The sequence below is a fragment of the Nostoc sp. genome (genome assembly GCF_041747015.1).
Taxonomy (GTDB): domain Bacteria; phylum Cyanobacteriota; class Cyanobacteriia; order Cyanobacteriales; family Nostocaceae; genus Nostoc.
Genome location: NZ_JBGTFY010000328.1, coordinates 1 through 22,511 on the forward strand (window position 1 = coordinate 1; position 22,511 = coordinate 22,511).

Below are 22,511 nucleotides of genomic sequence, written 5' to 3' on the forward strand. Positions count from 1 at the left end.
CATTTTCTGCCATTCCCTCTACACGCAAATGCTGTTGTGCATACTCAATGGTAGGTTTTTCATAGAGTTGTGTAACTGACAAAATCGAGCTTAACTTTTGCCAAACTCCTGTTACACACCCAGCTTTATAAATAATCTCTGCTGGCATTGTAGTTAAACCCACAACGCTTTGATTGACTTGTTCATAAACATCTAAAAGTTGACTAGCACAAGATTTTTCAATGTCAGATGCATAAATGTGGTCGCCCAAAAATAGCAAAAATGGCTCATTCTTTACCCAATTTTTGGCACAATACACCGCATGACCATAGCCTAATTGCTCCTCTTGCAATAAGATGGTAATTTTGTTGCCTAAATCTTGCAAATATTGGCTATATTCTTGATTTTGCGGTGAAAGTTTATCTAAAAGTTCTTTTTTGGGTGGATTTTTTAATAAATTTTCAAATACTTCTTGATCGTCCGGCTGCACCACGATCGCCACTTCTGTAATTCCAGCACTAATTGCCTCTTCAATAATTGCGATAATCACAGGTTTTGCTCTACCATCTCGATCAATAATCGGGAAAAGTTCTTTTTTCACAACTGTGGTAGCTGGAAACAACCGAGTCCCAAAACCAGCTACCGGAATTACAGCTTTTCTAACTTTATTTTTCTGCATAAGCAGTTCGTCAACCCAACTTTTCAAACAACTCCGCCAACACCACATTAGAAAACAAAAACCCTTGGGGATCAATCAAACGCAACCTTCCCCCTGCAACTTCTACCCAACCTTTCTCAATGTATGGTTGTAAACACCTACAAATTTCCTCTACCTTTTCTTCCCCAAATGCTTCCGCCAACGCCGCCAAACTTACACCCTCTGCCAAACGCAATCCCAACATTAACGTTTCTAACAATACTTCTTTTGGAGGAGTTACTTCACAATCAATCACAGCACTAGCTTGTACCCATTGATAATACTCCTTAGTTTTACGTGGACGAGTGAAGCGTTTCCCCTCCACATAACTCGCCGCACCCATACCAAAACCATAATAAGGGCGGTTTTCCCAATACACTCGATTATGCCGACACTGATGACCAGGTTGGGCATAATTAGAAATTTCATAATGTTCATAACCTGCATTAGTCAAAACCTGCTGTGCCATTTGGTACATTTTGACAGTGGTTTCATCCGTAGGCAAAGGACTGTCACCAGGTTTGTAGTAACGATTGAAAGCTGTACCGGGTTCGATGGTAAGATCATAGATGGATATGTGAGTAGGTAGAATCGCTACTGCTTTTGTTAGAGAATCTTGCCATTGATCCAAAGACTGATGCGGCAACCCAGAAATTAAATCTAAACTAAATTCGGGAATTTCGACTTGATGGATTAGTTCCACAGCTGTAAAGATATCTGTAACCGAGTGCGATCGCCCGGCAGCTTGCAATAATTCTTCTTGAAAGGCTTGTACACCTAGACTCACCCGGTTGATGCCGACACTGCGATAGCCTGCTACGTGTGCTAAATCAAAGGTGGCTGGATCTATTTCCATAGAAATCTCTGCCCCAGACGCAATATCAAAACGCTTCTCTAGCTCTTTCACTATACGTTCTAGCTGTTGCGTTGATAGTAGCGAAGGAGTACCACCGCCAAAGAAAATTGTCTTTAAGGGTTGACCAAATGTTGGCGTAATGGCAATTTCTTGACATAATATCTCAACATATTGGGAGATAGTACCAGATGTTTCACCCCGCAAGCGATCGCCCACAACAGACACAGGAAAATCACAATAAAAACACCGTCGACGGCAAAAGGGAATATGTACATAAGCAGAACTCGCAATCTTAGAAACACTAAAATTTTGACTCATTTTGAAAAAAGTTTTAAGTTAACTTAACTGCAAGTTAGAGACAATGAAAATGAGTAGTTTGTTTACAAATTTTTAGCATTTTATAACGAAATAATGAAAAATATTAAGATAAAAGCCTTTGGTTATAATAATTACAGATATTGCCTGCCTAAACCCTTAGTGTAAGTCAATATTGATTATTGATCAGTTTATTTTACCGATGAAATAAAAAATACTTGACTTTATTAGTTAACACAGTTGCAGGAAAACAAGACAACCATGCTTGACGCCATTATTATTTTCTCATTTATCCTGGCAGCGTCGGGAATAGGGTTCTACAGTATTGAATTACTGCCCAATGGTACGCTAGATCAGGTGACAAATTTAGAAGCTTTACGCTTAGTTTTTGCCGCCTTTGGTGCTATTATTGGTGGTGCGATCGGGCTGAGTTTTCAGACGACATATCGTCGCTTAGAGGCACAAGTCAAAGAAATGCCTCTGGAAGTGATCCTAACTCGTGCCATTGGCTTAGTGATTGGGCTATTGCTAGCTAACCTCATGTTGGCACCACTATTTTTATTACCCATTCCGGCAAATTTTGGATTTATTAAGCCACTAGTCGCAGTTGTCGGTAGTATTATCCTCTCCGTTACTGGGATGAATTTGGCAGACACCCACGGGCGAGGCTTGTTGCGGTTTATTAATCCCAATACAGTAGAATCGATGGTAGCGGAAGGAACGCTAAAACCCGCCAACACCAAAGTTTTAGACACCAGTTGCATTATCGATGGTCGTATTGAAGCTTTACTAGAAACAGGGTTTCTGGAAGGGCCAATTATTGTGCCGCAGTTTGTCTTGCAAGAACTGCAACAAGTAGCCGATGCTAGCAAAGACCTAAAGCGGGTGCGGGGAAGGCGAGGACTCGAAATTCTCAACCGCATTAAAGAAACTTACCCCGATCGCATCCTGATTAATGGACTTGATTACGAAGATATTCCCACAGTGGATGCCAAGTTAGTCCGCTTTGCTCAAGAAATCAGTGCGACACTACTAACCAACGACTACAACTTGTCTAAAGTTGCCAGTGTCCAGAAAGTACCTGTTTTAAATGTCAATGATTTAGTAAATGCCGTCCGTCCCAGTTATTTACCTGGCGACAACCTTGATTTGAAAATTCTCAAGGAAGGCAAAGAACCTAGTCAAGGCATTGGCTATTTAGATGACGGCACAATGGTAGTCGTTGAAGAAGGTAGTAGTTATGTGGGTGGTGAATTGCGGGTAGTAGTCACTAGTGCTTTACAAACCACAGCAGGACGGATGATTTTTGCCAAACCCCAAGCTTCAGCATTGGCGTGAGGGAAATGTCAGGTGCAATTAAAGTTAAATTGTTCGTAGCGCAGCCATCGGTGCAGCTTGACTGCACTGATTATTTATTGCTAAATTTAAGCGATACTCCCTCGCTTTCTAGCTTCTTTGTAAGAAGTTCCCACGTTTTTCAAACCAGCTTTAATCATTTGTTGTTCAAGGAGGGCAAAAAAACGCGCTTTATCGCCGCCTTTTACCACTGCTTGATTATGCGCTTCGGCGATCGCCACAGGATAGCCATATCCTTTCTGCACTTGTGCTAACATTAGTCCCAATGCTTGATCTAACATGGTTGCATTCTCCGCTACCCATGCCGGAATTTCGATGCGGGCGATTTCGGTGCCAACGTGGACGTAGCAAAAGTAAATGGTTTGATCGCCGTAAAGTTCGAGAATAGGTGAATTACTGCGCCACAGGGTACTGCGTTGTCCTGGTTTGAGTCGGGTTGTCCAAAGGGAAGTATCTCGCAATTGTTCAAAAATTTTACAAGGTACTTTTTCTAACTGATTTGGGCAATAACTTTTACAGTCTGGCACTGGATGGATACAAGCCAACAACCGTAAAAAGTTCATGCCGTCGATGCTGCGAGAGGCACTGAGATAACCCATCAAAGGAATTTGAGCATCACGCAACTGCTGCCAAGCTGATAGAATTGGGGGTAAAATGCGATCGCGTGCATCCATCGGCAACTGTTCTAAAAACCAGTAAATTAACGAACCATCTACCATCGCCAATGCTGGCGCTGACGTTTTGACTGCACAGGCAAGTTCTGCCAACACTGTTGTTTCTGAAGCAGTGCGGCGAAAACTCATCCATTCCTCGGTTTTAATTCCCCACTGCCGAGACATATATAAATCTTCTGGGCGATAAAATACTTCTGGCAAACTATCTAGTAGTGGATGGCGATTTTGTCCATAGTGCAAGACGACTCTGCCGATATTTAGGAGATAACAGTAAGCAATTTCGTGATGGTTGGGGGCAATTTGGGAACCATCGGTAGCGATGACGGTATGTATTTTGGGGGGAACTGAAATATCAATGCAGGTTTCTAAGGGTTCAATTGGGGTAGCATTAGCAAAGAGAATGCGATCGCGCCATTTTTCCTGGCGATCGATTAAATCTTGCTGACACTCGTAAGCATTTTTTAGATGTTGTTGCGCCAATTCTAAACGCTGGCGACTCGCAGCAACTTCTAAGGTAAGATGCTGACTTAAACCTTGCATTTGTCGCGCCAGTTTTGTCAGGTCAAGCATAGATTTTTAGACTTTATTTGCCGCACTCAAGCTGTTAATCATACAACATAAAATAGAATTCAACATATAAGAGGATATTTTAAAAGTCCTCCGATCGGTAGCAAAACGTTTTAGATCCCCCTAAATCCCCCTTAAAAAGGGGGACTTTTAGAGACTTTATTTGGAGAAAATTTTCAATGCCAAGCCGAGAAATCTTTGGCAAATTGAGACAATGATAACAACTGAATTCGCGGATCATTTTGGGCAGTTTCCCGTTCTGCTTGAGTATTATAGCCCCAGTCTGCAAGGAAAAGTTTTACATCTTCAAGGTCTGCTTGTTGTTGGACTAGCTGCAAAGTCTTGAGTCTATCTTCGACAAACCAAAGACTAACTTGGTTGTTTCCTGCTGACTGAATTAATTCTCGCAGAATTTCATGTTTGGGACACTTGACTTCTTTACCAAAAATTGCTTCTGGTGGTAAATTTACTCCTTCTTGTTGCAACAGCTGCTGCACAAAACGCCCTTCTTTAGTTGTCACAATGTATAGCTTAACTCCACTGTCAAGAGTTAATTTGATTTTTTCTATTACACCCGGATAAAATCTATGCAGACTCAGCCAACCATCTAAATCTGTTGTAATCCATTCATCTCGTTGGTTATCTAGTTTCGTACCAATTTCTTTTGGTTGTAGCTTGTCGTTTAACAAAAGTTTTGGGGCGATACTTACCCATTCATGAAGAATCTTTTCATCATAAATTCCATCTATCAACGCTTTGATTAAAACGGGCATTTCCCAACCTGTTTCAATTACAGGTCGGAGGCGATAGAATCTCAAAGCTAAATCATCTGGTGGTGTGTCGTTAGCAGGCGACCAAATTTGACAATAGCTGCGCCATGCTACCTCAAAATATTCAATTAGTCCGTCGCAAATCACTCCATCAAAGTCTAGGGCTAAAATTGTGGGACTACTTGCTGTCATTGTTTTGAGGATTAAACTGCTGTTGTCAGCTTACCCGATTTTAGAACTATTTTTCTGTATCATAAATAGTTACTACCGCCGACTTTGACTGCTCTTTGCGATAAGTAAAAATACCGTGTTTGGGACTAAATAGTAATGCTAACAAAAAGAATCCCGATACTACTAAAACGATCGCAGGGCCTGAGGGCAAATTATAAAAGTAGCTAAGATACATACCGCTAATACTAGAAATTACGCCAATGACCGCACCTAAAATCATTACTTGGTTAAGACGTTTGACTAATAGATAGGCGGTGGCTCCCGGTGTAATTAAAAGTGATAGTACTAAAATGACACCGACAGCTTTCATGCTAGCGACGATTGTTAAAGCTATTAGCACCATAAGTCCAAAGTTCAACCGATTGACTGGCAAACCTGCGGCTTGAGCGCCTAAAGGGTCAAAGGTGTAAAATAAAAGTTCTTTATATAATAAAACAACGACTATTAAAACTATAATGGCAATAATAGCAGTGTCCCGGACTTCATCAATAGTAACGCCGAGAATATTACCAAATAAGAAGTGATTTAGGTCGATTTTGTTATCTTTTTGAATAACAGTAATTAACGTAATCCCAAGGGCAAAGAATGCTGAAAAAACTATGCCCATTGCCGCATCTTCTTTGATTGGCGATCGCACTCTAATCCAGGCGATCGCCATTGTACTCAAAACACCGGCAATAAATGCCCCAATATATATATTTGCTCCCACCATAAAAGCGATCGCTAGTCCTGGCAAAACTGAGTGACTGATTGCATCACCCAATAATGCTAATCGCTGCACCATCAAGTAGCTACCAACCACTGCACACGACATCCCGACCAAAATTGCAATCACGAGCGATCGCTGCATAAAACCGTATTGCAACGGCTCAATTAATGCTTCTAACATATTTTATCAGTTGTCATTTGTCCTTTTTCATTGGTCATTTGCAAATCACCAATGACCAATGACTAATTACAGTTTAGGCAGCATCTGAAAAGTACATTACTTTCCCACCATACGCCAGATTTAGATTCTCTTCTGTGAGTACTTGTTGCCGTGAACCTGTAGCGATTAATTCCCGATTTAGTAATATTAAGTCATCAAAGTGGGCGATTGATTCACCTAAGTCATGATTAACTACTAGCACGATCTTGTGATCAGCAGCGAGTTCCTGAAAGACTTCAAAAACCACCGATTGAGTTTTTTGATCAATGCCTACTAGAGGTTCATCAAAGCAGAAGATTTCTGCTTGCTGTGTTAAAGCACGGGCTAAAAATACCCGTTGTTGTTGTCCTCCTGATAATTGTCCTATGGGGCGATCGCAATATTCAATCATCCCAACTCTTTCTATAGCATTTTTTGCTACCTGGCGACTAACTGCCGAAAAACTACGCAACCAGCCTGTTTTCTTTACCCGTCCCATCATCACTACATCCCACACGGTGGCGGGGTAAGTCCAGTCAATTTGGCTACGTTGTGGAACATAGGCAACTTTCTCTAATTGTTGCATCAACGGTTTGCCTTGGCATAGCACCGTACCACTACTGACGGGAACTAAGCCTAACATTGCTTTCATCAACGTACTTTTGCCAGCACCGTTGGGGCCAAAAATACCTGTCAGTTTTCCCGGTTTGACGATACAGTTAACGTCCCTTAAAGCTTCTTGTGTCCGGTAGTGTACCCCTAGATGGGCGATATTAATTGCTGCTGTAAAACTCATATCAGAAGCTCTGATAGTTTTTGCGGTCAATTCTCGTGTATTTTCTGGAGATAGGTGAAATTTTGGCAAAAAAGAGACATTTTTCATAACTAAATTTAAATATCGATTTCTTGAGCTTACTATAAAAATGAGAGAAATATGAAAATATCTATAATTAGATATAATATTGTAGATAAAGAAAACTAATGCTAAAGATAGAGAACAGTAATCCTTACAGCAAAGCAGTTGGCAGGATCAAAGCAAAAATTCTTTTCCGGCTTTGCTTGGGAATGTTTCTGCCTTTGGCTTTATTCAGTTGTACCCAAAAAAACTCTAACCCTGACAGTGCCAAGGGAGATAAGCCGCGAGTAGTAGCAACTAGCAACGTCATTGCTGATTTGGCACAAGAGGTAGCAGGAGACGAGATTCAACTAAGTGGAATCTTGAAACCGGGAACTGATCCCCATGTTTACGAACCAGTACCAGCAGACAGCAGGGTTTTGGAAGAAGCCGACTTGATTTTGTATAACGGCTACAACCTGGAACCGGGATTGATTAAATTAATGAATGCTTCTGGTGATAAGGCGCGAAAGATACCAGTGGGAGAAGCTGTCAAATCTTTGCAGTTAGACAAAGGCAAAGGTGAAATCGTACCAGATCCCCACGTTTGGGGTAGTGCAGAAAATGCGATCGCCATGACGAATGCGATTCGGGATGCTTTAATTAAGTTATCACCTGAAGATAAAGCAGAATTTACTCAAAGAGCATCAGAACTTACCAACGAATTAAAACAGTTGCATAGCTGGATTAATCAACAGATTCAAACTATTCCCGCAGATAAGCGCAAACTGGTAACAACCCATGATGCCTTCCAATATTATGGACGTGCTTATGGAATTGCGATCGCAGGTACTTTAATTGGCATTAGTACCGAAGAACAACCAAGCGCTCAAACAGTCCAGCGATTAGTAGAGTCAATTAAAAAGATCGGTGTTCCGGCAATTTTTGCTGAGACTACAATCAATCCAGCCTTAATTAAAACCGTTGCCCAAGAAGCAGGAGTAAAATTAGCACCACATCACCTTTACTCTGATTCAATTGGTGCCAAGGGAAGTGATGGGGATTCCTACATTAAAATGATGGAGGCGAATACCCGTAGCATTGTAGAAGCATTGGGAGGAAAATATACTCCATTTCAACTAAAGAAATAAATTCCTCAGAATCAATATCTAACCTAAGACGTGTTCCTCTCTAATCTTTTCTCAAAGTCTCTCCAGAGAAAGAACTCTTTGTAACTTGAATTTTCTAGAGTGTTATTGGTAAAGCTACATTTTTCAATACCTGAAAAAGCTATGAGTGATAAAAATCAAGAAAATCAAATTAGTCAACCAGTAAGTGAAGATACACATTTACGTGAAGAACCGAACGTGAATGAAAGAAACTTAACAGCGAATCCAGGAGATAGAATTGCTGATGAGTCTCAATCTGTTGAAGAAAAGGCTAAACAAGTAGCTGTGGATGATGTACCAGACATTACAGGCGACAAAATCACAGTCCCGACTTACTTCGTTGTAGATGAACCCGATGGCGAAAAGAAAGCACTCCATCACGTTAAAGATGCTGAAGAGATTTCCGATGTAATTCGGCAAGCACGAGTTGACGAAAATGGAAACCGAATTTGGTAGTAGCCCTTCATTGAAAAGACACGGGGATACAGAGATAGAGTTATTTCTTTGCGTCCCCACGTCTCTCTCTTTGGGTCTTCTTTGGTAAAGTTAGTCTATTAATCACAAGTGTCAAAGAATTGACCTATTGCACTACACCAGAAATTAAAAATCAAATTTTAGAATTTGTTAAAGGTTGCAATGTAGAGGCATTAAAAGCTAAAGTAAAATTTCATTGTTAAAAAATTTTAAAAAGTCTACCTAGCTAATTCTTTTCTAGAACATCTATATATAATGAATTTCGGCTGGTTAAGAGTCAACGAGAAGCGACACAACTACTAAGTTATACAACTGTTATTCGTAGACATTGAACTAAGAGACTCGAAAAGATGAAAATATTGTAGAGAAGTACCATCATTTTCTAAATGGGGTATGTTTTGGTAAGGATGGCACGATTACAGCAATACGCTTGGGTTAATGCTAAGAACGAATACGGTTCACTTAAGAAAATTGTAGGTTGGGTAGAACGAACGCGAGTGCGTCTCGTAGAGAAGTGAAACCCAACAAAATCACGGAAGTGTTGGGTTTCGCTGTTGCTCAATCCAACCTACTATTTTTCTTAAACGCTGGCTCTCTTACGTTTTAAGTTCAAAAGAGTACCTAAACCACCAATTACAAATATGCCCCATGCAGCAGACGGTTCAGGAACAGAAGCGACTTGATTTGTCTCAATCCGAAGAATTTCCCCTTCACCCGCAGTAAAACCTTTGTTGGAAACGTAGACAGCACCATCAGGGCCAAGGGTCAGAGCAGTAGGGGTAAGGAGTTGCTCACTGGCAAGTACTGTGCGAGTACCATCAGGGGTAATGCGTATTAGAGAGCCATTTCCTGATGATAATGTATCATTGGCGTACTGTAGCACATATAGACTTTCATCAGCACCGAAAGCCAAATCAACTATGCTGGTGAAACCCTCAGCGTAAACTTCCGGCTGATTAGTAATAGGGTTAAGTCGATAGATACGTGCCTCACCTTGTGGAAAAGGAAACCCTGTGAGTTCGCCTACATAGTATGCTTCATCAGGACCCTTTGCGATCGCTGTGGGTACCGATTGCATCAAAATATTTTCACCGGAGAGGGGATTAGTCACTAAGCGTTCTGGAAAAACAGACTCCAATGTTAGCCCACTTCCATCAAGCCCTACGCTGAAAAGGTCGTTTGCACCCGAATCAATGACTTTAGCGGTATCACCCTGAATTATGAAATTATAAATGTTGCTAATAATGTCTGTACCATCAGGATTATATTCACCTTCATAGGCTGCTAAATCGGCTAGTCTTGTCCAAGAAGCTCCGCCATCAAAGTCATCAATAGCAATGAGGTTGCCAAAATCAGGAATGCCTAATATATTATCGCGGTTTGCTGGGTTCCCAGCCAAACCAATAATTGCATAAGCCTTCCCGGTCGAATCAAATGCAATGTCATTAATGCCAGCCGTGTCACCACCATCAGGCAATGCTAGGGACGGTAGACCCGTAATTACACGCTCTGATATACCATTCTGAATACGGGTTACAGCACCAGTTGCACCATAACAGAGAGTCGCGCCTGGTTGACTAGGTGACGCAATGCAGGCTCCACTTCCTCCCTTACCAGCCTCTGTAACGTAGAGAGCGCCATCAGGTCCAAAGGAAAGCCCCCTTGGACTATCAAGACCACTAGCCAAAACCGTAAAATTGGCTGCTTGTACTGCTTGTCCACCGACAAAGGTCATCAAGCTAGCTCCTAAAGCAGTCATCAAAAAATTTTTCAGCATAGTGAATTTATGGATTTTATGTGTGTTGTTCTTGGTGATGAGAATAGGTCTAGAACCCGTTATTGGTCGTAATATTGAGTATCTGTTTGTAGTTTCAGTAAAATGTCCAATACTCATTTCACCTTTTTCTCAGATGTGAAAGAATAATAGACAGTATACAGAACCCAGCACAAACTACTACGGCACGAACTGAAATATTCTCAGATAGTTGCGTATTGAAGCGAGATACTTGTAACTTCCTGCAAGATGGTCTGGAAACTCCTACTACATATCCCAGATTCTGCATCCGACAGTATCACAATCAGTTATTACTAAAGTAAATACATCAAAATAGCTTCCTATCTCTGTGGAGTAAATATAAAGCACTGCGCGTTTCAATACAATTCTTCTTTTTCAACTGGGCTTTATATCCAGAACTAAAGTTTTCAATCATACCTCTTTCCTTCTGGCTCCTGGTCTTTCATCATTAATGAGGAGTGCATCTGGTAAACTCTTACCGAGTTGTTTGACCCAAGTAATAATTGTAGTGTGATGAACACCTTTAACCCGTTCAATAGCCCTAAAACCCATACCATTGAGATACATCCGAAGGCATTCAAGCTTTAGCTCGTTGCTATAGGTTTTAGATGGCTCATAATCCTGAATAAACTGGCGATGACAATCACAGCAAATGTGATTCTGTTTACCTCTTTTTATTCCATTTTTACGGATATGTGACGACCCACAACGCGGACATTCCATCCAGTTTCACCTCAATTGCTCACACCATTATGGAACGCTGGCTTTCTTTGTAGTCTTATTCCTTAATAATTGCCAGATATGCAGCCGAAATAATCGGTTTAGTATCTATTGGATTTACTCAAATTGGGGAGGATAAGTGAATCTAGAAGAATAGTGTACATTCGGGCTTTATATTTACTTAACTTCAAAAACCTCAGTTACAATTATTCATTATCTAGTTTAAATGCAATTTATCTTTTAATTAAATCTATTTAATATTGAGATAAAGCGGTTTTTAACAATACATTATTTTAGATAATACATCATTTCTAAAAATACATGACATGATTTTAGGAGTTGATATATAAAGAGCGTTAAAAAATGGTCTTTTGTATATCTGATGAGAGAAAAATAAGATGATGACCTTGAAGCCCTTGCAAAGCCTCACTTTATTAGCAAATCACAAAATCATTGTTTGCTACCAAACACGAAGAAATAAGGTTTTTAATATTCTCTAACGAGAGAAATCTAAAGAGCGATCCCCTTGAATTCTTATATTTTTTTGTATTTTTGAATACAAACTTTTAGGATTTAATCGCAACTTTAAAATATTTTTTGAGAACTATCAAATTACGTTTATACAACAGTTTCAGGCTCCTAACCATTAACAAAATTCTAGGCATTACAGCTTTTCTTTATCAAGAATTACACCGTTCTTAACCTGCAATCAAGGCATTTGGTCTTATTGTTGAACTTGCCAAGCAAAATGATGCTAGTAGTTCACCAAGTTAGATAGTGGGATAATCATGAATTGGAATCAGCCCTTAGAATTCATACCTGGTAAAGTCATTACACTCAGCACTCATCTGGAAAAACCTAGTCCATTTTATTTTGGATATGACATCGAGAAAAGTTTTACAGCAGAGCTAGAGAAATACAGCTTTGACAAAATCTTTTTCTTTACAGAACCACATTTATTTGCGTTGTACGGCAAAGATTTATATCTCAATATCTGTGAGAAATATCGTTGCGAACTTGAATTTGTGCCTACTGGCGAATCATGTAAGTATTTCCCTGTTCTTGAAGAAACCTGCGAAAAGCTTATTGAAAAAGGTGCTTCAAAGAAATCTATTTTGCTATCATTTGGTGGCGGAACAGTTGGCAATATCGTTGGTCTAGTTGCTGGATTGATCTACCGTGGAATCCGTTTTATTGAAGTTCCCACAAGCATGACAGGTCAAACCGATAGCACACTCAGCAACAAGCAAGCTGTTAATGGTAAAACTGGCAAAAATCACTTTGGTGTTTATCATTCACCAATCTTTATCTGGACAGATACCAAATATCTTAAAACAGATCCTCCAACTTCTCGCCGCAGTGGAATCATTGAAGGCGTTAAAAATGGGTTCATCTCTGATGCAACATTTTTGGACTATTTAGAAGCAACTTTGCATCAAGATGCTAAATACACAGATGAAGAGTTGTACGATTTAGCCTACAAAATCATTTTGTCCAAGTTAGAGATTCTCAAGAGAGATCCTAGCGAAAAGACCTATGGAATTATCCTAGAATACGGTCATACTTTCGGTCATGGTATTGAATGGCTAGAAAAGGGCAAAATGTCTCACGGAGAAGCTGTTTCCTTCGGTATGAAAATAGCTGCCGAGCTTTGTCAAGAGCTTGGCTTAATCTCACAAGCAGATGTGGATCGTCATTATCACGTCATTGAAAATAAACTAGGATTTAACAATCCCTTTCCTAAAACAATCACTGCTGACAAGTTAATGGATGCAATGATTGCAGACAACAAAAAGACAGGCAGAGATTTGCGCTTTGTGTTGTTGGAAAAAATCGGTCAATGCGATAATCGTCAAGGAGATTATCTCGTGACAGTTGACCCAGTTTTGGTGAAGCAAGTAGTTGAAAACTTTATCCAACGTCAACAAGTTGAACAAAAGACTCTTGTGTTGGCTTAGAATCAGCGATCGCCAAAAATTTTAATCCTTGTCTATTATTTTATCAAAGAAATTAGACCACCAATAGATAAGGATTTCAGTTGATTTTAATATAGAGACGCAAAGTTTTGCGTCTCTATATGGACTTGAACTTTGATTAAGCAGTATTGAACTGAATAGATGGAGTTGCAATGTATCCTATATTGAATTTAACTGATCCTTGGGGCCACTGTGGCAACATTGGTCATGTTGTGAATGATTTTCAAAAGATTTGTCATTTGGCTCACAAGTATGAGTTTGCAGGTATTAATATTGACTTAAGTTCCCCTGATACCTCAAACACTTCTGAATGCAGAGAACTTTTAAATCAGCTTAATTTGAAACCTGTATCTTTTAGCTGTCTTGTGAAGTTATTTGACAGCCAAAAAGAGTTTGAAGAAAGCCTAGCTGAATTTGAAGTCCATGCTCAAAAAGCTAAGGAAATTGGTTGTAAGTTAACATTGTGTTATCTTTTACCATTTGCTGATGATCTCAACTTTAATGACCGATTTATTCAGACTAGCGATCGCTTACGTGAAATCAAACCAATTTTAGAAAAAAATGACATCAAAATTGGCTTTGAGTTTATCGGTCCGACTGAAACTAGACGTAACACAAAGTATGACTTTATTCATACCATAGATGGCACTCGTGCATTGATTGCTAGTGCCGGATTATATGGATATGGTGGTTATAAACTAGATGTTCACCATTGGCAAAATAGTGGTGCAGGTTTATTAGATATTCACCACATGGATTTAGAATATATATTCTATATTGAATTAAATGATGGATTACCCGGTTATGACATCTTTAATATTCCAGAATTTGAAAGAGAATTACCGTTGGCGACAGGGGTGACAAAGGTTGAGGATTTTCTCAACGCACTCTATAAAAAAGGTTATCGAGGGCCGATCGCTGTAGAACCTTGGAACCAGAAAATTAAAGATATGCCTTTAGATGAAGCTGTCAAAGCGGTTAAAGATTCTTTAGAGAAGAGTGTCTCTTTAGTTAGGGTTAGAGATTCTTTGGAGAAGAGTATCTCTTTAGTTAACTGATTAGATAAATAGGAAAACAAAAGAGTCCAATTTCTTTCTTCCTTCCTTTCAAAGATTAGTAGGGGACATTTTTGAAAGCGTCCCCAGTTTTTTATGGGTGGATAATTGTCAGAAGCTGCTGTGGGGATTGACAACAATGAGTAGACTAATCGTCAGGAAAGCCAACTCATGAATCGAGCAAAAGTTCGCACTCAGTTGAGTGAAAATTCCATCAAAGTTTATGAGGATAAGAATCTTCAGATTATTATTGCTGTGACCTTGATGGCGGTTTTAGGCTCAAGTAGTATAGGGCCAGCATTACCTGCACTGGCTGAGGATTTCAAGATTCCTCCCGAACAAATTGGATTGGTGATTACAGCCTTTGTTCTACCTGTTGCCCTTGGAACTCCGGTGTTTGGAGTACTAGCCGATCGCTTTGGTAGAAAACAAATCTTAGTGCCTTCTCTGTTGTTATTCACGATCGCCGGAGCCGCCTGCGCCTTTGCTCCAAATTTTCGTACTTTGTTAGAGATGCGTTTTCTACAAGGTGTCGGTGCAGCCAGTTTAGAGTCCTTGGCGCTCACCTTAATTAGTGATCTGTATAACGGGAAAATGCTGACAGCGGCAATGGCATTTAATGGTAGCATGATTGGCATGAGTTTGGCGTTATATCCCCTAATTACTGGAGGCTTGACAACACTGGGATGGCGGTACGTTTTCCTCTTACCGTTGAGTGCTATCCCGGTTGTATTGTTGGTGTTATTTTCTCTGAAAACACCCAAGTTGCAAAACCAGCAGGAGTTCAATCTCAAAGCTTATCTGCAAAATATTTGGCGTAGTGTCAACAATCGTCAAGTGATTGGACTGCTGTTTGCGGTAGTTTCTTTATTCATTCTCTTGTTTGGTGCTTACTTTACCTATATTCCGATCTTGGCCAGCGATATGGGTGCTTCTGATGTCGTCATTGGCATCATTCTGGCAAGTATGGCGCTTTCGCTGGCTTTTGTCTCTTCACAATTGGCATTATTTGCCAAAAATCTCTCGGAGCTAACACTGATTAAATTCTCCTTTGTTATCTATGCGTTGGCATTAGTTATTACCCCCTTTCTGCACAATGTTTGGCTGCTGTTAATTCCGAGCTTTCTATTCGGAGCCGCTCATGGGATGGTATTTCCTTCAACTCAGGCTTTGTTAGGTGGATTAGCTCCCCAGGAGTATCGGGCTGGATTTATGGCAGTAAATGCCACGGTGTTGTCCTTGGGACAGGCGTTAGGGCCACTGTTAGCAGGTGTTGCTTTTGGACTTTGGGGAATGCAGGGAGTTTTTTATTCTAGTGCTGTTTTTGCGATCGCAACACTTGCATTACTAAGTAAAATTTTTGCCAAAAAATCCACACTTGAAAGAATTCTCTGAGGAGAACATTTATGAATCTGGTTTTACTTCAGAATTGGTTGGACAATGCTTCCTTTAGCATTCTATTCCTGACGATGCTGGTTTATTGGAGTGGAGCGGCTTTCCCGAATCTGCCTTACCTAGCAGCGTTGGGGACTGGTGGAATGGCGATCGCCAATTTGTGCATGGCTACCCTACTAGGGGCAAGATGGATAGAGGCTGGCTATTTCCCCCTCAGCAATTTGTATGAATCCCTGTTTTTCTTAACCTGGGGAATTACAACTGTCCATCTCATTGCCGAAAATAGTAGCCGTAGCCGCTTAGTGGGAGTTTTTACCGCACCTGTGGCCATGTGCATTACCGCTTTTGCAACTTTGACACTGCCATCAGGGATGCAAGCATCAGAACCTTTGGTACCTGCGCTCAAATCCAATTGGCTGATGATGCATGTCAGTGTGATGATGTTAAGTTATTCAGCTTTAATGGTGGGTTCACTGTTAGCGATCGCCTTCCTCTTTGTTACACGCGGTCAAAACATCCAACTACAAGGCAGTTCTGTAGGCACTGGTGGCTATCGCTTGTACAAAGGCAGTGAGTTAAATTCTCAACCACAAACAACTGTTGTAGAAAATAATCCCATAGCTCGTTTTGCCCGTGATAGCAACAGTCAAACCGCAGTCATAGACTTAGTAACAACAACTCCAATCCAAAGTCGTTCGACTGAGCGGAGTCGTTCGCGTAGCGTTCCGCAGGAAAGTCCACAATCTACAATCCCAAATTCTCAACTTCTTTCACCTCAACGTCTCAGCCTTGCTGAAACTTTAGATAACATTAGCTATCGGATTATTGGATTGGGATTTCCCCTGCTAACGATTGGAATCATTGCTGGTGGAGTTTGGGCTAACGAAGCTTGGGGTAGTTATTGGAGTTGGGACCCTAAGGAAACTTGGGCGTTAATCACCTGGTTGGTTTTTGCTGCTTACCTCCATGCCCGCATTACTCGCGGTTGGCAAGGACTTCGACCGGCGATTTTAGCTACTGGTGGCTTTGTCGTTGTTTGGGTTTGCTATCTGGGAGTGAATTTGTTGGGTAAGGGTTTACACTCCTATGGGTGGTTTTTGTAAGAACCTTACCACACTAAATACCAATTTTCTAAAAGAAGACAATAGATATTAAATCTAACTTTCTTAAGTACGAGTTGGTATGAGGCGATCGCAACATCAAAGACGGTCAAAATATCACCTAGATATTTGAGGATTTTGTTGAATTATTTTCTGCAATGTAAATAGGCTAATTACACAGACGACATTAAGATAAATCAGAACATTGATGAATTAAACAGTTTTGAATTACTTGATTAATTTATGTCTATGTTGCTTTATTACTATCACTCACAAGCAGCTAATAATTCATAAATAAAGTTATCTAGCGAAATAGTAATTGCCTTGTAAAAACAAGCGCAATTGAGGGATAGTGTAAGTAATACTAGCTGACAAAATTTAGCTGCAAAACAAAAAAACAGAGATAAATTATGGCGCGATACGGTTCACTTAAGGATTGTTGGTGGAGATTTAATGTGCGGAGAGATATTGCATTGCAACGTCTATATAGAGGTTATCGGTCGCGCAAATTGTCTTATCTGAACCATATTGAATTATGGCGCGCCCCATAAAGCTAGAGATCACAAAAGTAAAGAATATTTATCTAAAAGTCTCAATATTGTAAGCACTCTAGCATTTACAACTACTAACAGAAGAGTAAAAACTTAAAGCATTTGTAGCAAATACTTTAAGTTTTTCAAAATGAATTGGTACAAATATCTTCTGAGTTGATATTCTCTTTAACGAGTTAAGATTCCATCGTCTAAGCTTAATTTTTTGCAGCTTTTTTAATGAATTGATATTTACTAACTTTAATTAGAAGATAAAGTATATTTAAACAAATAAAGAGATAATAAAGTTGTCTCTTTCAAGGTTGATAGAACAATTCTTATAAAGTCTATATAGACTATGCAATTGTTAAAATTGCGGTCTGCATTTTTAAAAGTTTCTAACAGAATGGATAAGTTAGCTTAATAGCAAAAACTTGTAAAGCCGATGACTAAGTTATTATACTTAGCGATCGCATCCCTCCCATTTATTAGAAGCCATTTGTAGCCAAAATGAGAATTGGTCTTAACTACCTTGAAAGGTGTAATCATCAGGTTATAGCCAAAGCTAGTAATTTTTTGTTTTGGCAACAGAGTTAGAAGATTAAACTCAAATCAATAAGGGAAATGTACAGATGAGTAATGGTTGGAATAGTCAACCTAACAACTCGCCTGATCCAGATTCTGAACAAACAAATCAAGTTCGGAAAAAAAAAGGGTGGAGCTTTAGTGCTAAACCTTTTACTAAACTGGCAGCAAGTTTGTTAAAAACAATACAAATGACCTTGCTCTTTGTACCTAACAGCCTAGTCGCACTTGTACGACTAATGTCAAGGTTGTCAAAGAGATTGAAAAAGGGTACAGCGATCGCCGCCCTTGTCATGGCTACAGTTCTAGGCGGAAATCTTCTAGCCGGAAATTTTGTATCGGCGCAGACAGTGCCGCCCATAGTAGACCCAGCTACGTTGAACCCTAGCCTCTTGGTTTCCCTCGCTAACCGAACAGCAGTGCCGATTCCAGAGCCTGCCAATATCGGGGAATTCATTAAGAACGATCAAGCCGCAATCAAGCTAGGAAAAGCTCTTTTTTGGGATATGCAAGTTGGTAGCGACGGTATAATGTCGTGTGCTACTTGTCACTTCAAAGCTGGGATCGACACCAGGTCTAAAAACCAGGTTAGTCCAGGGCTGTTAACAGTAAATCTGCCAGACAAGAGTCCTAATCCAGATGAGACTTTCACCCTTGGTGGTGCGCCAAACTACCAGCTAAAACAGGGAGATTTTCCATTCCACAAGCTGGCGAATCCAAATGACCGGACATCGGCAGTTATTTCTGACACTAATGATATTGCCTCCTCTGCGGGAGTCTTCAACACCACTTTTGTTGACGTAGTTCCCGGTAGTGCAGAAGACCAAGTGACGAACCCACCTGATACAGACGGATTTAGAGTCGGAAATGTAAACGTCCGCCGGGTGGAACCTCGCAACACACCGACTGTAATCAATACAATCTTTAACTTCCGTAACTTCTGGGACGGACGGGCTGGAAACGAATTTAACGGGGTAAGTCCCAATGGGTTAAGAGACCCTGAGGCTATCCTCTACCAGGCAGTAAACGTAGGTACACCTACAAAAAACATAGTACCACTCGACCCAATCATCCTCAAAAATGCCAGCCTTGCTGGGCTGGCAGTAGCACCACCACTCAGCGCCTTCGAGATGTCTGCTAGTGGTCGCACGTTAATCGAGATCGGTGACAAATTTGGGCCGACCGACCGTAGAGTACACAGTTCTGGTAAAGGTAGAAAGCTCGGTAGAAAACTTGGTAAGAAGGTACTTCCACTGAGACCCCTTGCAAAGCAGTTCGTGAGTGCAGAGGACAGTGTTCTAGGCCCCAATAGCAGACAATCTCTATCTCTACGGGGACTCGACTTTGTTTCCTACACTCCGATGATCCAGAATGCCTTCAGGAATAAGTGGTGGAATTCCGTTGGTAAACTCATTAGAGTCAGTACAACTGTCAATGCTGACGGTACTAAGACCAATACCACTACTATTATCGACAAAGATGACTCTGATACCGCTCTTGTAGGTACTAACGAGTACAGACTAATAGAGTATAATTTCCCGCTCTTCTTTGGGCTGGCGGTTCAGAAATACTTGGGTACATTAGTCTCTGACCAGACACCTTTTGATAAGTACGTAGGATCATCTTCACTAGATGACCCCACTAAAATAGATGGTGATCTCAATGCCCTAACTGAACAGCAGAAGTTAGGATTTAATATTTTCGTGCAAAGTGCTTGTATCGCCTGCCACGCTGGAACAGAATTCACCAGTGTTTCGGATAGAAACGTACAGCGCGGACGACTCAATCGCACCCTAGCCAATCCTACAAAACCTTCTTCACTCCAAGATACTGGCTTCTTTGCGGTCGGTGTCAGACGCGACGCGGAAGACATCGGCTTAGGTGCTAGCGATGGGCTCAGTCCTGTTTCGCGTCCGCTTTCAGACGCGGTACTAGCCAAGACACCGGGAATTAACAACCCAACCGCCTACCAAGACCTCTATGGCGTAGCACCCACAGTTCTTCCTCTTACTCCTCCTATCGACATTGCTGCTCTTCCAACGAACCCTGAAGGAGTATTTAAGGTTCCTACACTCCGAAATATAGAACTTACCGCTCCTTATTTCCACAATGGTGGAATGTCGACCTTAGAGCAAGTAGTCGATTTCTACAGTCGAGGCGGTGGAGATGATAGTTCAGCTGCAAATGGAAATCGCGTCCGAATACTTAATGCACAGAATAATCGATTTGATGTGCTTAATGTTCAGGCGAACAAAGATGCGCTAGTGGCATTCTTGAAGTCACTCACTGATGAGCGAGTCCGCCTTGAGAAAGCGCCCTTTGACCACCCACAACTAAGAATCCCGAACGGACATCCAGTGGATCAGACCTTCGTCCAAGACGATGGTACAGTCCCCGCTGCCGGGGATTCGCTAAAAGCCCAGGATTCCTTCTTGGTGATTCCTGCCGTTGGTGCTGGCGGTAGAAACGTTGCCCCTCAAAACTTCTTGGGGTTACCATAAGGGTCGTGTTATCAGAGGCAGGTGACATATATAGGGATATAGTTTGGCAACCCACGAAAAATAATGACTCTTGGGAATGCCTGATTAGTAGCTTTTAACCTGAGTTCAACAAACCTCTTCCCGCCTCAGGGAGAGGTTAGGAGAAGGGTTAGGAGAAGGGTCAGAATTATCCATTGAACTCAAGTTAATTGTTCGGATTTCACAAAAGTAAAAATCACACGTAAAAGGAAGCAGCTTGCTAACGGCAAGCTGCTTCCTTTCATAGTAATTATGATTATCTATTATGGAGCAATACAGTTCAGTTAAGCGTATTGTCAAAATTGTGTTTCTAAGTGTATGTGAAGAGTTTCGCCTCTGTGTGGATGCTCAAAACGAAGTTCTCTAGCATGGAGATGTAACCGACTTGCATTTGCACAGCATCCATAAAAGCGATCGCCTAAAATAGTTACCCCAAGTCCTAGCGCATCAGCCGCATGAACTCTCAACTGATGAGTGCGTCCTGTTAACGGTATAAATTCTATGCGGGTGTAGTTTCCTTCTCTCGCCATTACCTGAAAGTGTGTCAAGCTGGGTTTACCGCGCTGCCAATCAACTTTTTGCTCAGGGCGATTTTGCGGATCTCCCCAAAGTGGCAGATCAATTGTACCTTGGTCAACTGTCACAGCACCGGAAAGTATAGCTTCATAAACTTTGTGAATCTGCCGTTGCTGAAACTGTTGGCTGAGTTGCCGATGGGTTTGGCGATCGCGTGCCAATAACAGAATACCAGAAGTTTCCTGATCCAGGCGATGCACAGATGCAAGGGTCATGCCATCCGGTAACAGATGACGTAAGCGACTCAAGACACTATCTTGGCGATCGCGATAACGGCCAGGTACCGAAAGTAACCCAGCCGGTTTGTTGACAGCAATCAGCCATTCATCTTGATAAAGAATCGGGATCTCTTCTTTGGGAAAATCCCTATTAAGGATTGAAATAGGTTGCAACCCTGAGAGCAAAAACCCCATCAACGGCTGACATCGCTCGGCACAGGCTCCATAAAATTCTCCCTGAATTTTGTCCTGATTTACTGAAGACGCTCCCCACCAAAATTCTGCCATTGCCAATGGTTTGAGGTTATGCGTTGCCGCATAATGGAGCAGTTTTGGGGCACAACAGTCTCCTGTGCCAGTGGGCAAGCCTCCTGGCATTAATTGCTGCAATGATCGCGATCGCCCGGAAAAATTAGTTAGGCTATAGGTAGCGTGCATCTGAGCTTGTAATTGGCGAGATAATACTTTACGGTGTTGTTTCAGTTGGCTAATCCGCGCATCTGTAGCTGCAATTAACTGCTGGAGGGGCTGTAATACTTCATTTTGCTGGCGTTTAAGTTGTCGTCGCTCAATTCCCTGCTGACGGCTTTCTTCATCGAGTTGTTCAAGGGCAAGAGTTAGTGCTTCTCCAGTAAAAGTATTGCAGATTTGCTGACGTTTTTCCTGTCGTTGATGTTTGCAATGGTGATGGCGATCGCTCATTTCTTGCAACTGCTGCTCAAATTCATCAGATAGGATTTTATACTGCTGGCGTTCGTTTAGTTGCTTCAAAGTAAGGAGTTCTTGCTTAATCGCGTCCAACTGTGCCAGAGTACGGGCTTCCTCTAAAACAACTTCGTCTCTTCCCGGAATTGGTGGTATCCAGCCATCAACTACACTGCAACCATTCAAAAGACCAGAGAAGGCTTTGAGTACCCGTTGTTCGCCATTAGGAAGTTCAACTAATAATACTCCATACATCTTACCTTCACGAGAATAACAGTCATTGTTAGCAAGGTATTGCATGAGTCCGTAGGCGATCGCTTCGGACATTGCAGTGCGGGGTAATTTTACGCGATGTCTACGACGGGCTGCGCCTGCGTCACTTTCAGGACAACACCCTTCATAGTAATAGCTGGGGGATGAATAGCTGATAGCATTGCAGTCTATGAAATCTGAAAGCGAATGCATAATTACCATAAAATATGACTTGTTCTTTCGCTATTATTGACG

The 22,511-nt window shown here is 41.2% G+C and carries 16 protein-coding genes and 1 pseudogene; 8 read left to right on the forward strand and 9 right to left on the reverse strand.

What is annotated here, in order from left to right; genetic code table 11:
- A partial coding sequence (locus ACEW80_RS26540) for a sugar phosphate nucleotidyltransferase (RefSeq protein ID WP_373529469.1) occupies positions 1–658 on the reverse strand: 658 nt, incomplete at its 3' end.
- A gap of 10 nt (positions 659–668) precedes the next feature.
- A complete protein-coding gene (gene hemW, locus ACEW80_RS26545) occupies positions 669–1,850 on the reverse strand; it encodes a radical SAM family heme chaperone HemW (protein ID WP_373529470.1) in 1,182 nt (393 codons plus the stop codon).
- A 258-nt stretch (positions 1,851–2,108) separates the two neighbouring features.
- Here hemW and ACEW80_RS26550 point away from each other — a divergent pair, with 258 nt between their 5' ends.
- Positions 2,109–3,185, forward strand: coding sequence for a PIN/TRAM domain-containing protein (locus ACEW80_RS26550; RefSeq protein ID WP_373529471.1), 1,077 nt, complete (start codon positions 2,109–2,111; stop codon positions 3,183–3,185).
- 86 nt (positions 3,186–3,271) lie between these two features.
- Here the strand turns inward: ACEW80_RS26550 and ACEW80_RS26555 are convergent, their stop codons facing one another.
- The 4 genes from ACEW80_RS26555 to ACEW80_RS26570 form a co-directional block, all read right to left on the reverse strand.
- Complete coding sequence (locus tag ACEW80_RS26555) at positions 3,272–4,447, reverse strand: DNA double-strand break repair nuclease NurA (protein WP_373529472.1); 1,176 nt, start codon at positions 4,445–4,447, stop codon at positions 3,272–3,274.
- A 173-nt stretch (positions 4,448–4,620) separates the two neighbouring features.
- Complete coding sequence (locus tag ACEW80_RS26560) at positions 4,621–5,406, reverse strand: HAD family hydrolase (RefSeq protein ID WP_373529473.1); 786 nt, start codon at positions 5,404–5,406, stop codon at positions 4,621–4,623.
- 46 nt (positions 5,407–5,452) lie between these two features.
- Positions 5,453–6,334, reverse strand: a complete 882-nt coding sequence (locus ACEW80_RS26565; RefSeq protein WP_373529474.1) for a metal ABC transporter permease — start codon at positions 6,332–6,334, stop codon at positions 5,453–5,455.
- Positions 6,335–6,407: 73 nt separating this feature from the next.
- Positions 6,408–7,148: a metal ABC transporter ATP-binding protein gene (locus ACEW80_RS26570; protein WP_373529510.1), complete on the reverse strand. Its 741-nt coding sequence runs from the start codon at positions 7,146–7,148 to the stop codon at positions 6,408–6,410.
- Between the two features lie 185 nt (positions 7,149–7,333).
- On the opposite strand from ACEW80_RS26570, the gene ACEW80_RS26575 reads away from it, so the two are divergent.
- Both ACEW80_RS26575 and ACEW80_RS26580 read left to right on the forward strand, forming a co-directional pair.
- Positions 7,334–8,338, forward strand: a complete 1,005-nt coding sequence (locus ACEW80_RS26575) for a metal ABC transporter substrate-binding protein (protein WP_373529475.1) — start codon at positions 7,334–7,336, stop codon at positions 8,336–8,338.
- Between the two features lie 141 nt (positions 8,339–8,479).
- Complete coding sequence (locus ACEW80_RS26580) at positions 8,480–8,812, forward strand: hypothetical protein (protein ID WP_373529476.1); 333 nt, start codon at positions 8,480–8,482, stop codon at positions 8,810–8,812.
- A 598-nt stretch (positions 8,813–9,410) separates the two neighbouring features.
- Here the strand turns inward: ACEW80_RS26580 and ACEW80_RS26585 are convergent.
- Positions 9,411–10,607: a ScyD/ScyE family protein gene (locus ACEW80_RS26585; protein ID WP_373529477.1), complete on the reverse strand. Its 1,197-nt coding sequence runs from the start codon at positions 10,605–10,607 to the stop codon at positions 9,411–9,413.
- A 480-nt stretch (positions 10,608–11,087) separates the two neighbouring features.
- A pseudogene (locus ACEW80_RS26590) lies at positions 11,088–11,348 on the reverse strand (IS1 family transposase); the annotation flags it as partial.
- A 785-nt stretch (positions 11,349–12,133) separates the two neighbouring features.
- Here ACEW80_RS26590 and ACEW80_RS26595 point away from each other — a divergent pair.
- From ACEW80_RS26595 to ACEW80_RS26615, 5 genes are all read left to right on the forward strand, one after another.
- Positions 12,134–13,303, forward strand: a complete 1,170-nt coding sequence (locus tag ACEW80_RS26595) for a 2-deoxy-scyllo-inosose synthase (RefSeq protein ID WP_373529478.1) — start codon at positions 12,134–12,136, stop codon at positions 13,301–13,303.
- Positions 13,304–13,473: 170 nt separating this feature from the next.
- Positions 13,474–14,379, forward strand: a complete 906-nt coding sequence (locus ACEW80_RS26600; RefSeq protein ID WP_373529479.1) for a sugar phosphate isomerase/epimerase family protein — start codon at positions 13,474–13,476, stop codon at positions 14,377–14,379.
- A gap of 168 nt (positions 14,380–14,547) precedes the next feature.
- Positions 14,548–15,771: an MFS transporter gene (locus ACEW80_RS26605; protein ID WP_373529480.1), complete on the forward strand. Its 1,224-nt coding sequence runs from the start codon at positions 14,548–14,550 to the stop codon at positions 15,769–15,771.
- Positions 15,772–15,782: 11 nt separating this feature from the next.
- Entirely contained in the window at positions 15,783–16,874 is a 1,092-nt protein-coding gene (gene ccsB / locus ACEW80_RS26610; RefSeq protein ID WP_373529481.1) for a c-type cytochrome biogenesis protein CcsB, read from the forward strand.
- A 1,159-nt stretch (positions 16,875–18,033) separates the two neighbouring features.
- Positions 18,034–20,487 (forward strand): cytochrome-c peroxidase, encoded by a 2,454-nt coding sequence (locus tag ACEW80_RS26615; protein ID WP_373529482.1) that lies wholly within the window; start codon positions 18,034–18,036, stop codon positions 20,485–20,487.
- A 314-nt stretch (positions 20,488–20,801) separates the two neighbouring features.
- Here the strand turns inward: ACEW80_RS26615 and ACEW80_RS26620 are convergent, their stop codons facing one another.
- On the reverse strand, positions 20,802–22,478 hold the full coding sequence (locus ACEW80_RS26620; protein ID WP_373529483.1) for a pseudouridine synthase: 1,677 nt from the start codon (positions 22,476–22,478) through the stop codon (positions 20,802–20,804).
- Between the last annotated feature and the right edge of the window lie 33 nt (positions 22,479–22,511).